Source organism: uncultured Pontibacter sp. (assembly GCF_947502515.1).
GTDB lineage: Bacteria > Bacteroidota > Bacteroidia > Cytophagales > Hymenobacteraceae > Pontibacter.
In genome coordinates, this window is record NZ_CANNAI010000010.1 from 1 (window position 1) to 14,024 (window position 14,024).

The 14,024-nt window shown below is 48.9% G+C and carries 9 protein-coding genes; 7 read left to right on the forward strand and 2 right to left on the reverse strand.

Annotation, left to right across the window (positions count from 1 at the left end; genetic code table 11):
• Positions 1-94 precede the first annotated feature (94 nt).
• The 6 genes from Q1A54_RS19135 (at position 95) to Q1A54_RS19160 (ending at position 10,769) form a co-directional block, all read left to right on the forward strand.
• On the forward strand, positions 95-757 hold the full coding sequence (locus Q1A54_RS19135) for a DUF4375 domain-containing protein (RefSeq protein ID WP_299991387.1): 663 nt from the start codon (positions 95-97) through the stop codon (positions 755-757).
• Positions 758-1,555: 798 nt separating this feature from the next.
• A complete protein-coding gene (locus Q1A54_RS19140) occupies positions 1,556-3,088 on the forward strand; it encodes a TlpA disulfide reductase family protein (protein ID WP_299991389.1) in 1,533 nt (510 codons plus the stop codon).
• A gap of 95 nt (positions 3,089-3,183) precedes the next feature.
• Positions 3,184-4,461, forward strand: a complete 1,278-nt coding sequence (locus Q1A54_RS19145) for a TlpA disulfide reductase family protein (protein ID WP_299991391.1) — start codon at positions 3,184-3,186, stop codon at positions 4,459-4,461.
• A 269-nt stretch (positions 4,462-4,730) separates the two neighbouring features.
• Entirely contained in the window at positions 4,731-5,618 is an 888-nt protein-coding gene (locus tag Q1A54_RS19150) for a dienelactone hydrolase family protein (RefSeq protein WP_299991393.1), read from the forward strand.
• Between the two features lie 33 nt (positions 5,619-5,651).
• The gene (locus Q1A54_RS19155) at positions 5,652-6,158 is read left to right on the forward strand and encodes a GNAT family protein (protein ID WP_299991395.1); all 507 of its coding nucleotides are present in this window, start codon (positions 5,652-5,654) and stop codon (positions 6,156-6,158) included.
• A gap of 405 nt (positions 6,159-6,563) precedes the next feature.
• Positions 6,564-10,769, forward strand: coding sequence for an IPT/TIG domain-containing protein (locus Q1A54_RS19160; protein ID WP_299991397.1), 4,206 nt, complete (start codon positions 6,564-6,566; stop codon positions 10,767-10,769).
• Positions 10,770-10,878: 109 nt separating this feature from the next.
• On the opposite strand, the gene Q1A54_RS19165 is transcribed toward Q1A54_RS19160, so the two are convergent.
• Together Q1A54_RS19165 and Q1A54_RS19170 are read right to left on the reverse strand one after the other, a co-directional pair.
• Complete coding sequence (locus tag Q1A54_RS19165; RefSeq protein WP_299991399.1) at positions 10,879-11,292, reverse strand: VOC family protein; 414 nt, start codon at positions 11,290-11,292, stop codon at positions 10,879-10,881.
• Entirely contained in the window at positions 11,293-12,222 is a 930-nt protein-coding gene (locus Q1A54_RS19170) for a glyoxylate/hydroxypyruvate reductase A (protein ID WP_299991401.1), read from the reverse strand.
• Between the two features lie 185 nt (positions 12,223-12,407).
• On the opposite strand from Q1A54_RS19170, the gene Q1A54_RS19175 reads away from it, so the two are divergent.
• The gene (locus Q1A54_RS19175) at positions 12,408-13,964 is read left to right on the forward strand and encodes a protein adenylyltransferase SelO (protein WP_299991403.1); all 1,557 of its coding nucleotides are present in this window, start codon (positions 12,408-12,410) and stop codon (positions 13,962-13,964) included.
• Positions 13,965-14,024 lie beyond the last annotated feature (60 nt).

A 14,024-nucleotide genomic window follows, 5' to 3' on the forward strand; every position in this document is an offset into this window, starting at 1 on the left:
CTAAGAATCACGTCCGCCAACAAAGCACATGTGTAAAGCTGCGGCTACGCCTTGCTCACCTCATGTACCAGCACGTTGTGCGGCATTAGAATCAATGGATAAACAGAAAAGACAGGATCTTAAGAAGAAGTATAAAGAAGAGCAGTTGGCAACTGACCCTAATCTTCAGTTTTTGTCCAAATTGAAGGAGCAGATTAGTCAGACCTCTGACATTAGTAAGGAAAAGATTGAACGGCGGAGTGATGAAGAGCTTGAGCAAAAGATAGTCAACTATGTCTACAATAGATTTGAAAATGCGGGTAGAGCACCCAAAGCTAAGAACCAAGTGGAATGGGAAAGAGAGGTTTTGCAGAGTCTGCCTGTCGGAGTTCGGGCTGTTTACGCTACTTACTTGTTTGAAAGTGACTTAAACTTAAATGGTAGCTTCTGGGACTTTTTCTACCAGAACAACGGTGCCTTTGCCATAGATACTCTCAACGGCTATCGACTCATGGAAGAGATGGAAATGGTAGAGATACTAGAGCAATGTATAGGAGCTTACCTGAAAATGCTACAGAGTGGGGAAATTGAAGAACTGTATGGGGTAGTGCATGATTGGAGTATTGACGAAGAGTACTTTATAAGCCGCAACAAAAAGAGCTTTGAAGAACTGGATAGAGAGTACCTGGCAATGGAAACAAACCTTGTTGAAGAGTTAAGGACGAAGAAAGTAAAATTCATCCGAAATCATCCTGGACTCCTGATAACAGAAAAATAATAAACCCACAACAAAGTGCATAATTTAGGTGCGGCTACGCCTTCCCACATTATAGCACCAGCACGTTAGCCATCATTTAATGAATGAAGAGATTTCAGAAAATACTTGCTTTGCTGTTACCATCATGATAACTCTCATATCAGTCTGTATTACGCTAATTCTGGTTTGGGCAGCATATAGAATCATTAGGAAGACTACGAGCAATAGGACATCTATAATCATAACCAGTTTTCTAATCCTGATTCTGTCTTACTTTTTGTTTGCAGATTTTCACCCAACTACCAAATTCTACCTCGACGACTACAGGGAAAATACGAGTATCAAGCTTCCTGATTCGGCTGAACTGATTAATAAGCGGAGCAGTAGTTCATTTGGTGACTATAATATCTCATATGCAGTTAGACTAACTCCAAGTGACTATAAATTGACATATAAAAAACTCCTAAAAAAGGGATTTCAAGAGAATACAACATACTTGGAAACCTTGGAAAATGACTTCCTCCTTTCGCAGATCTCTAATGTTGGAATAGCAAACATTCTGGTTAAAAATTATGGATATAAAAATTATGAAATACTATTTATGGAGGACGGCAAAACAATAGTTTGTAACTCAAATAAATGGTAAAAACACTTCACACAACAAAACCTATAGTGCATTAAAATGCACCATAGCCAAATCTGTTGGCATTATTACTTTACCATCGGCTTGTTCAAATCTTATGTAAATAATCATTTCATTCCAGCGGATTTTAGAGAAAGGTCTGCCAGTTCCTAATCAAGTTAACGATAACTAAAATTATGAAATTAAATCTCCTTGGCATACTCAGCCTTTTGTGCTTGCTAGCATGTAACCAGTCTGTTAGTAAGGTAACAGACACAACTGCTACAGAAGCAAGTACAACTGAAATAATAGCAGGTTCAGCTAAAATAACAGGCAGCATAATAAGTCCGAACGACACAGACAAGGATAGCATTTTTGTAAATGTTTATGTTCCACATCCAATTACGGGAGAGATTGTTCCATATAAAGCGCTCGTTGATCAGTCAGGGAAATTCTCTGTTGAAGTGGATGTTGAAACCGCGGTTTCTTTAGTTGGTTTAAACACAAGTTTAAATCCATACAAGACCCTTTATGTTAAACTGACAAGTGGTGGTGTTAATAACCTCGACATTGCTTATAATTCCGATTTTGATGTCGAGAATGTAGACGTTACGTCTGCTACTATGACTCAATATGATATGATTCATAGCTTTGATGTCTTTTATAAAATGCATGCATATAAGTCGGGTAAGGTACGGGAATCTATGTATGACAAAAGCCCAGATTATTTTCTGAATAATGCTAAGACTGTTCTATCAGAAAGATCAGAGATTTTAAATAAGGATACATTGCTATCGAATGACTTAAAAGGTGTGCTGTTTAAAGATTTTCTTTTAAACATGTATGTAGAACATGTCTTTGATTATGAAAAAGAGATGATTCGTAATTATGGAAACACAACTGGCGACAGAAGCAATAAACCTGACCTGCAAAAGATTGACAGATCCTACTATCACTTCCTGAGGGATTTTAAGCTCAATGACCCACAGTATCTGCTTACTTCTCAATTTTCGTATTTTCAAAAAGAGATTCTCCAGAATGAAGTATTGGGGCTTCCTGAGATAGGAGAAAGCGATATTCCCTCCTGGCTGGCAAGTGTGAAGGTTATTTTATCGGATTTAGTCGGATTCGAAAGCGGGCCATACTATGATATTTTAGCAGCCAATGCTTATGCCAGGCAGCTGACTGAGGAAGTAAGACCGCTGACCGAAAAGCAGAAAGAGCATATAGCGGCTTATTGGAAAGACGGAGAAATTGCAAAGATACTACTTCGGAAAAACCAGCAGGTTGCTGCATTAGACAAATTCAAATCACCTGCTGTTGTCATTGACATCTCATCCGTTTCGGCCGACAAAGTAATCCAAACAATTTTAGCTAAACACAAGAATAAAGTTGTTTTCATTGACCTTTGGGCAACATGGTGTGGTCCCTGCCTAAAAGCAATGAATGAATTCAGAAGTACAAAGGGTGAATTTCATGATAAGGATGTTGCATTTGTGTATTTAACAGATACGTCCTCACCTCGGGAGCGATGGGAAGAAAAAATTAAGGGAATAGGCAGTGAGCATTATTACCTGACAGACGCTCAGTGGAAATACATTATGGACCATTATGAGTTCGAAGGTGTTCCTTCATATGCCCTATTTAATAAAGAAGGTGTGCTCATCAATAAGTTTACCGCCTTTCCTGGAAATGTCAAAGTTAAAAAGATGATAAACAGCCTGTTGTAAAATAAACATTCCCAGATTGTTACTTATTCAAGAACGGCTGCATTAGGAAAGCAAGCTATCAACCTCTAAAGCCATATTATAATAATGACCAGTTCATGCACAGGCTGATTCTGATTACCATCATTCTAGCTGTTTTATCGGTTAGCTCGGGCTATTCACAAAACAGACATGTCAAAATCGTAAAGCTCAACAAGCAAGCCGTTATTAAACGTCATGAGGGCATACAGCTCTTTGTGTTAAATGGAAGCCAGATTGAAAAGGGCAACAAAAGTGTTCCTATTAAATTGCCGATGAACTTCCCAAGTTCTGCAGAGAATGCTTATTTCTTCTTCCAGTATGAGGCAGCAGGTTCAGATTTGGCCGTGGTGCTGGTGGCGGACTACAAATCTGCCTCACCTGTGCTTTACTTTGACAGCAACAACAACTTCGACTTTGGCGATGACGGACAACCTGTCACTTTCAGAGATGGGAAAGTGGAGTTAAGATTTCATAATCCGGCGCAGCCTGATGGAAAAACGACTTTGTCTTTCTCCAAACATATAATGGATGAAGAAACTGAGAGGAGATACCTTGAGATGCAGAAGCTGCTTTACAAAAGCCCCAAAGCGCAGTTCACGCTTCCAAGGTACTGGCTCTCCATGAACCCGATAGCCAGAGTTGGATACTTTCGCTTAAATGGCATAGATTACACCATTGGCTTCTGGGACGTAAACAATGACGGCATCATATCCAGGAAGTACATTGATGGAGAATTTTATATCGGGGACAGGCTACTCCTGGCCGAGGGCAAGCAGGATTCACTCGATGAAAACTTCCACAAAAACGGGTATAAAATCTTTGAAAACGTGATAGCCTTTAGCAAGTCAAACATAAAGATAGAAGAGTTTGACTCACTAGGTAATTATGTTAGAGTTAGCTCAACTGAGCAGCCCGCCACTGTGAGCAGAATTAAGGAAGGTGACATCCTGCCCAGCTTTAGCTATAAACTTATCGATAATACAACTTCCAATGACGTCTATGCACTGAAGGGAAACGGGAAGTACAAGCTAATCGAGTTTTGGGGCACGTGGTGCAGGGGCTGTGTTCAGCTAATCCCTGATCTCCGCACTCTGCATGCAGAATTCGGGGATAGGCTCGACATCCTTTCCCTTAACTTCAATGACAGTGATTTGGAAAAAGTGTCTAAGTTCATTCATGCAAAAGAAATGACCTGGCAGCAGGGTTTGTCCACACTTGAGCTAAACAGGAAGCTTGGAGTGAATATGTTTCCCTACTCCATTCTTGTGGATGAGAACTTCAGAATTATAGCTATAAAAATTCAACCCTCTCTTGTGAAGGAGCATATTTCAAAAGCATCGGTTAATACTAAATAAAAGGCTGTTGTACATTAGCTAATAAAGCCGAAAGTGGATCCTGAACCTATCCCAACCCGGCACAGGATCCATTATAGGCTACACCTCTTTCGCAGCCTTTACAAAACATTACCCTCCTTATCTTAATCAAAATATTCTTGTTCTTAGTAGCCTGTTATTCCACTCACTTTCACTACCTTAAAGGATGTTTTAGTGCTTTGCTAAAACTGACAGGTATAGCATTTAGCCTCTGACACGCACCTTAATCTGAAGCAAAACAGAAAACTCATATGGACGAGATCAAAAAGGAAGATATTAAACAGGAAGTATTTGACCTGTACGATGACTATGCCCACGACCGCATCAACCGGCGTGATTTTATGCAGAAGCTCTCGATCTATGCTGTAGGTGGCCTTACAGTGGCTTCGCTCGCGAGTTTTCTGATGCCGGATTACAAGAATAAAGTCCAGCTCGCTGCAGATGATCCGCGCATTATATCCGAGTACATCACCTACCAGTCTCCTAAAGGTGGCGGTCCGATAAAGGCACTTTTGTCGATGCCGGCTGATGCGAAGTACAGACTGGGCGGTGTAGTGGTCGTGCACGAAAACCGGGGATTGAATCCGCATATAGAGGATGTGGCCCGAAGAGCCGCACTGGCCGGGTTCATCTCCCTCGCACCCGATGCCCTCACGCCTCTTGGAGGCTACCCCGGCACTGATGATGAGGGTCGCACCCTGCAGAGCCAGCGTGACCGTAACGAAATGCTCGAGGACTTTATAGCAGCGCATGATTACCTGAAGAATCATGAAAAATGCAATGGCAAAGTGGGTGTGGTAGGCTTCTGCTTCGGCGGCTGGATCTCGAATATGATGGCCGTGCGTATACCTGATCTGGCAGCAGCTGTTCCGTTTTACGGGGGTCAGGCGCCGGTTGAGGAGGTGCCCCAAATCAAAGCTCCCCTCCTACTGCATTACGCCGAGCACGACACACGCGTAAACGAAGGCTGGCCGGCGTATGAAGCGGCTTTAAAAGCGCATAATAAGCAGTACACCGCCTACTTCTACCCGAACACCAACCACGGTTTCCATAACGACACAACGCCCCGTTACGACAAAGCTGCGGCCGAACTGGCCTGGCAGCGTACGGTTGATTTTTTCAAGCAGCATTTAAAGTAACATCACGCAGAAAGTGATTTTTAAAGCAGGTAGATGATGAACTTCAAACTGCGTCCCTGGACAATGGCTGACCTGGACAGTCTGGTGAAATATGCTGACAATTTCAACATTGCCCGGAACATGGCGGATGTGTTTCCGCATCCCTATACTTATGAGAAAGGCAAGGCTTTTTTGGAGATGGTGACACAGGGCAACCCGCCCCACATCCTTACAATCGAGGTGGAAGGCGAAGCCGCAGGCGGTATAGGCATACACCTTCAAGCAGATATCTATCGGAAAAATGCGGAGATGGGCTACTGGCTTGCGGAGCCCTTTTGGGGCAAAGGCATCGTAACGGAGGCTATCCGCCAGATGGTGGACTATGGCTTTGCCAATTGGGACATAAACCGCATTTTCGCCCGACCCTTCGGGTATAACATCGCCTCGCAGCGGGCACTTGAGAAAGCCGGTTTCGTGCTGGAAGCAAAACTCCAGAAGACTTTTTATAAAAATGGCGAGTACCAGGATGAGCTAATCTATGCTGTCAGGCGGCCTGCCTAATGGCTCAGGTATAACATAAGGCGTTTAGCAAAAAAGCTGAGCACACATGTGCTTCAATAGCTTTATGTTTATACTTTAATAGTTACTTTTACAGAATTGTAATTCACTATCTATCAGCCTATGAGGACAACTTTACTTCTTGTAATTCTATTCCTGTCTTTTCTAAATTTTTCCTTCGCACAGGCACCCTTTTTTAAGCCTGCAAGAATTGTAGGAGTACCTGTTTTTTATCCGGAAGACATCGCCCTGGATACAGAGGGTAATATTTACTTAGCACAGGAGTCAGGGATCCTAAAGTTTGACCGTGACGGGAATGTAGACTTGAGCTATGGACTAAACAAGCCTGCTCTTCAAAAGTATTTTCACTATAGTATTGCACTTGATCAGCAGAACAATCTATACCTTGTGAGCGACACCAGCGCTGTGGTAGCGAAATTTAGCCCCGAAGGAAAATTGCTGCTTGAGTTTGGCTCTTTTGGAACAGCCCCGGGTCAGTTTAGCACCCCCTCTGCTGTAGCTCTTGATGCAGCCGGAAATATTTATGTAGCAGACAGAGGCAACAGGCGCATTCAAAAATTTAACAGCAAGGGCGCACTGCAACAGATTATCAATATAAATACTGGAGCGAAATACCAGGATACAGATTTAGTGGACATTGCGCTTGACCCGGATGGCAATATTTATGTGGTTGACAGTTTTGTGCACCACAACATTCTGAAATACTCTCCAGAGGGTCGGCTCCTGGTTAACTTCAACGAGGCAAACGCTAATCAGAAACTGCTGTATCACCCTACTTCCATTGCTCTAAGCTCTTCAGGAGAAGTATACATAGCAGACCAGCTGACTCATAAAATACAGGTTTATAATGCAAACGGTATCTACCAGCGAGAAATCTACCATCCGTACGGCGATGGAGAGGGCTACTTGGATGGAGACAAAGTGAGCCTCGCACTGGACAGCGAAGACAATATTTTTGCGGCAGACCGCCGTTGGGGTGGCTGCAAAGTGATCTGGTATGACAAGAATACAGCAGTACGCAAGGTCTGGGGCAACCTATACACTGCAAATCAATTAGCCATGGACGAGGCCGGTAATGTCTATTTAATCGATGACAGCAAAAACTATGTGTATAGCATTGGGGTGCAAGTCATTAAATTCGACGCCACAGGCAAGCCAACTCCGCTCACAACCATTTCAGAATTCCTCAATAATAATAATTTTAAAGACATCCTTGATATAGCGCTTGACATTCATGGCAACATCTATCTGCTTTCCAATACATTCTTAAACAAGGGCATCTTAAAGTTCAACAGCCAAGGAGAGTTTCTGGCTAAGTATACCGACTTTGGCCCCAATGTAGGCTGGGAGACCTACTCCAACATCCATGTGGACATCAACGGGAACATTTACTTAGGTGACTATGGGCAAGGAAGACTCCGAAAGCTTGGTCCTGATGGCACCTTCCTGCAACTGATAGGTGCAGGTACCGGAGACGAGTTTAAGTTAGGCGAAGCGATTGCTTCTGACATACGTGGAAATGTATATGTACTGGACTACCTCGGAGCACGTGTTCAAAAATTTGACCCAACCGGTAAACTAGTCCTAACTGTAGGGAAGTATGGCTGGGAAGACACGCGGCAAAAGTACAACCATAGCGATATGGCGGTAGACGCTGCCGGAAACATCTACGTAGCTTCTAACAAAGAGAAAAAATTTTTTAGGGTATATGACACCAACGGCAATCTAAAGTATGAAAAAGAGCAGCTCATCACGTCTTTGGCTGTAAATAGAAGAGGAACACAACTAGTGGCTGTAGACGCAAATAGTGATGCCTATACCCTCTATCATTCTAACACTTATAACTCCTTAGAAAGCACTATATCGGGTATCGTGTACCATGACCTGAACCAGGATTGTGAACCTGGGAAAGAGGAAGCTAGGCTGGCCGGCATTGTAGTAGAGGCCACTCCTGGACCGAGCTACGGTATAACGGACAAGGATGGCCACTACACACTTACTGTTGCACCAGGCACTTATGCCTTGCGCCAGATCCTCCCGAATGATACCGGCCGCTCAATCAGTCAGAACTGCTCGTTGGAGCCAGTGGAAGTACCTGCTGCTGACCTGAGTATCACCGACATTAACTTTGGCAACCGCGTCACCCTCTCCCCTTACCTTTCGGTAAGCGTCTCCTCCACCCGGCGGCGCCGCTGCTTCGAGAGCACGACGACTGTGCATTACACCAATTCCGGCTTCGCCCCGGCCCCCGACGCCAAAGTATACCTGCAGCTGCCCAAGGAGGTGGGGCTGCTCTCATCTGACAGGCCCCACACCCTGCTGGCGGACGGCACCTACGAGTTCTCCGTGGGTGACCTGGCGGCCGGGCAGTCGGGCACCATCACCGTCGAGGACATCGTCACCTGCGGCGACGAGTCGGTGCGGGGGCTCACCGTGTGCACCCGCGCCTGGATCACCCCCTCCAACAACCAGCCTGCCGAGCCCACCCCGACCGTCTCCATCACCGGCCGCTGCAGCGCCGAGACGGGCATGATCCGCTTCGTGGTGCGCAACACCGGTACGGCCGACATGGCCGACCCGGGGCTCTTCCGCAAGTACGCAGACGGCCAGCTGGCCTCCGTGGAGCAGTTCCGCCTGGCCGCCGGCGACAGCCTGGTGCTGTGGGTGCCCGCCATGGGCTACACCTGGCGCCTGGAGGCAGACCAGCCTACCGGTAACGGCGACAACACCGCGGTGAGCGTGACGGTGGAGGGCTGCCCGGGCGCCGAGGTCAGCTCTGTCAGTACGGGCAAAGTGAACCTGCTGCCCGCAGACGACGAGGAGGCCGAGCAGTCCGCCGAGTGCATGCCCATCACCGACTCCTACGACCCCAACGACAAGCTGGTCACGCCGGTGGGCCGCACGGAAGAGTTCTACACCCCGACCAATACGGCCCTCAAGTACAAGGTCCGCTTCCAGAACACGGGCACCGACGTGGCCTACCGCGTGGTGGTGGTGGACACCCTCTCCGAGCACCTGGACCTCTCCACCCTGCAGCTGGGGGCCACCTCCCACCCGGCCCGCGTGGAGGTGTCGGGCAAAGGACGGCCGGTGCTCACCTGGACCTTCGACAACATCCTGCTGCCCGACTCGACGGCAGACGAGCCCGGCAGCCACGGCTACGTGCTCTTCAGCATCAAACCCAAGGCGGACCTTGCCGAGAAGACCCTGGTGGAGAACTTCTCAGACATCTTCTTTGACTTCAACTCCCCTATCCGCACCAACGTGACCCAGAACCGCATCTACGACATGCCGCCGGTGATCAGCGAGTCTGTGCGGGTGAGGCTGGAGGACGTGCTGGCCACGCCGGGCATTGCTTCCTTTGAGCCTGCGGCAGGCAAGCTCGGCTCGGAGGTCACCATCACGGGCCAGCGCTTTGCCGCTAAATCTGGCGACAACAAGGTATACCTGAACGGCAGGGCCGCCACCGTGCTCAGCGCCACGGCCACTGAGCTCAAAGTGCTCGTGCCGGCGGGCGCCACCACGGGCGAGATAAAAGTCGTCACCCCGGACGGAGGGGTTACCTCCGCAGCTAAATTTCAGGTCTACCAGCCCCCGGTGCTCGCCTCCTTCAGCCCTGCCGAGGGCATGGTGGGCCAGAGGGTGACGCTCTCGGGCGAGCACCTGCAGGCCGTTCTGGTCGAGGGCGTTAAACTGGGCGGGCTGGAATGTGAGATCATTGGGCATGACGGCAACGCAGTCACGGTGCGGGTGCCTGAGAACGCCGCGACAGGCGCTTTCACGATCAGCACCAGGGGCGGCGAGGCGGTGAGCGGGGCGGCCTACACGGTGTGGTACGTGCCGGTGATCGCGGCCTTGAACAAAGAGACCGACATCGTGGGGGCGAGCTTGACAATCACAGGCGATAACTTTGCCGCGGACAAGGCGCGCAACATCGTAAGATTTGGGCAGGCGCAGGCCCAGGTGCTGGAGGCCAGCCCGCAGCAGCTCACCGTGCGCGTGCCCGAGCAGGCTGCCTCTGGCTTCATCACCGTGGAGACGCCCGGCGGAAAAGCCACGGCAGGCACCGCATTTGAGGTGATCCCGGCTCCGAAGTTCACAGCCATGCAGCCCTCCTCTGGCACGGTGGGCACGGTGGTGGAGATCACCGGCGCGCACTTCGGCATCATGGGCCAGCAGGACGTGATCACCTTCAACGGACGGGAGGCGCTGGTGCTGGAAGCCTCGGGCGACAGGTACAGGGTAAGGGTGCCGCGCGGGGCCGCCACCGGTAGGGTGACCATCACCGGCTACGGCGGACAGGCCCAGAGCATTGCGGATTTCGTGGTGGAGGAACTGGCACCAACTGAGGCCATCCAGGTGTACCCCAACCCGAACTCGGGCCAGTTCACCGTCAGCCTGCGCCACGCCGACTTCGACGTGCAGCTGATCGAGGTGCATGACGCCCTGGGCAAGCGCCTGCACCAGACCCGCATCACCGGTCCAAGGCCCGAAGCGGTGGAGATCAGCTTGCCTACCGCAAAGTCAGGACTTTACTTCCTGCAGATCCAGACGGAACGAGGCTTGATCATCAGGAAGCTGACAATACTATAGTAAACTACAAGAAGCACAAGGGCCGCTTAGTTGAAACTAAGCGGCCCTTGTGCTTCTTGTCATACAGGAATGGTCACCTTGATCCAGGCATGCTATACCCTCACTATTTTTAAGAAGCAAACACCTCCTCCGGATTTTTAAAAGCCTTAAACTCCAGCGGGTTTTTACTGTGGTCGAGGATAAACATGGTGCGCTGCTCTCCTACCTGGCCTTCGTAACGGGTATAAGGCTCGACCACAAAAGGTATAGTGTGCTGCTCCAGTCGCTCGCGCACTTCATCAAACTGGGTGTAGCTGAGCAGACAGCCAAAGTGCGGTACCGGCACACTAATACCGGCAACTTGTCCGCAGTAATCGGGCTCAGGTATGTTGGCACTCACGTGGGCCGAAAGCTGGTGTCCGAAAAAGTCGAAATCGATCCAATGCTCGGTGCTGCGACCTTCTTTGCATCCTAAAATGCCAACATAAAACTGGCGCGTCGATTCAATGTCCTTCACTTTGAAGGCGTAGTGGAATGGGTTCATTTAATATCCTTTAGCTCTTGATACAACATTGATTAAAGATTCGCCGTGGCGCATCCGGTCGTAGTTCTCCAGAATCTGCGACACAGCTGAGGCCGGATTTGTAATACTGGCGACATGCGGCGTCACTGTTATGGCCGGATGCGACCAAAACGGATGCTCCTCCGGTAACGGCTCCTCCCGGAACACATCTAGACTAGCACCGGAAAGATGGCCCTTGTCAAGCATCTCGATCAGATCGTCATCTACCACGTGTTCGCCACGGGCCACATTAATAACATACGCCCCTTTGGGAAGCTTGCTGAATGTGTCTTTGTTTAAGATATCGGCCGTCTGCCTGGTTAAGGGCAGCAGACAAATCAGGATGTTGGCACTCTCCAGAAAAGCAGGCAGTTCCTCTGAACCTGCATAAGTTCCAACCCCTTCCATCAGTTTAGGAGAACGGGACCAGCCGTGCACTTTGAAACCGAGTTTGCTCAACTGCTGTGCCGTGTGCGTACCAAGCACGCCCATACCCATAACCCCGATCACCACATCGGCGGTTCGCTTGTAACTGTGTTGCTTCCAGGTATGGCTTTGCTGTAATTCTTTATACTTGTCCAGGCCGCGCACATGATTCAGTACCTGGGCGGTCACAAAAGCAGCCATGTCCTGCGTCAGGTCTTCGTCTACAATACGGGTGATCTGAACGCCTTGCGGCAATTCCGGATCCCGCAAAATATGGTCTACTCCGGCACCCGTGGAGGCGATGCATTTGAGGTTTGGGAATGCTGTAAAAGCACCGGGCGGGTGGTTCCAGGCCAGGGCAAATTCAACTTCCTCTGCAGGTCCTGTATCCGGATAAACATGTACTTCCAAGCCCGGGCGACGTTCCTTCAGGGCACTTTCCCAGCGGCTTGTGTTTCTGCCCTGGCTAAATATAGTGATTGACATAAAAGCTGTAAGTCTGTTCAGTAATGTTTGGCGATGTAAAGCCTGTCCCTGATTACGTGCTAAACGGGATAAGTCTGCTAAATTTAACTAATCTTGCACAAATCTTGTTAAAGAGAAATCAAAAGGCTGACAAAAGGTTTATAGAAACGCCTTGGTCAGCTACCTTATACCTAAAACTGAATAAGATGGAGCAACTGAGCTCGAAGAATTATAAAAAAGAATTTGTAGACGCTTTTGCCGGTGATGACAGCGGCACGTTAACCCCACGCCAGACACCGGGCGTACTCTACAGCAAAGCAAAACCTACTCCGGTAGAAAAAGTGACACTCCTGGCTTGGTCCGATGCGCTTGCCAAAGAGCTAGGTATAGCCAGGCCCACTGAGCAGCAAGACATCGATATACTGGGTGGCAATCAGGTCACAGACAGCATGTACCCTTACGCTGCCTGCTATGCCGGACACCAGTTCGGCAACTGGGCAGGTCAGTTGGGCGATGGCCGTGCCATTACGCTGGGAGAATGGGAAGCGCCTGATGGAAAAACCTGGGAGCTGCAGCTGAAAGGCGCAGGACTCACGCCTTATTCCCGTCGTGCTGATGGCCGTGCCGTGTTGCGTTCTTCGGTGCGCGAGTATCTGATGAGCGAAGCGATGCACTATTTAGGAGTGCCTACTACCCGTGCCCTCAGCCTGGTGAGCACCGGTGAACCCGTCCTCCGCGACATGTTCTACAATGGCAATGCGGCCTATGAGCCCGGTGCGATCGTGATGCGGGTTGCTCCAAGCTTTCTGCGCTTCGGCAATTTCGAAATGCTGAATGCCCGCAAGGAAGTCGATAACCTGCGCCAGCTCGTTGACTGGACCATCTCACGCTATTACCCGCATATTACAGGTGAGGATAGAGTAATAGACTGGTTCAAAGAAGTGGTGGACCGCACGGCAAAACTGATGGCAGAGTGGATGCGTGTAGGCTTTGTACACGGCGTGATGAATACCGACAACATGTCCATCCTCGGCCTGACCATTGACTATGGCCCTTACTCCTTCGTGGACAATTACGACCCGAATTTCACCCCGAACACGACTGACCTGCCAGGCAGAAGGTATGCCTTCGGAAAACAACCCTCAATTGGTTACTGGAACCTGGGTGCTCTGGCCGGCGCTTTGCTGCCACTGGCAGATAAAGATAAGTTGGTAGCCACGCTGGAGTCATTCAAGGATGTGTATTGGACAGAATACTACGCCATGATGGGCCGCAAGCTCGGGTTAGACCAGGTGTCCCAGCTCGACCGCGACCTGATCAGTCAGTTCGAGAAAACCCTGTCAGAGATACAGCCTGACATGACCATTTTCTATCAGTTGCTGATTGACCTGCCGCTTTCAATAGAAGGTGAAGAAGCTGTTGCAAATCACTTCAAACAGGCACTGTACGATGACCTGACAGCAGATCAAAAAACAGCGCTCTATACCTTGATCAGTAACTACCTGGAGCGCCTGAACATGAACAAGATCAAGCGGTCGGATTCGCAGGAAATGATGCGAAAAGCCAACCCAAGGTTTGTGTTGCGCAACTACCTGCTGCACCAGGCAATTGAAGGATTGGAGAAGGGTGACGACACACTATTTGTCAAGTTACAGGAGGCTATCAGAGAACCGTATTCCGATAATTTTGATGAGTTTTTCCAGACCCGTCCTGAATGGGCTTCCCAGAAAGCAGGATGCTCAATGCTTTCGTGTAGTTCTTAAGTAACGGCGGCAGAAATTCAGAATCATAGAATTTCTGCCGCAGGTTTGCAAAGTCGATCA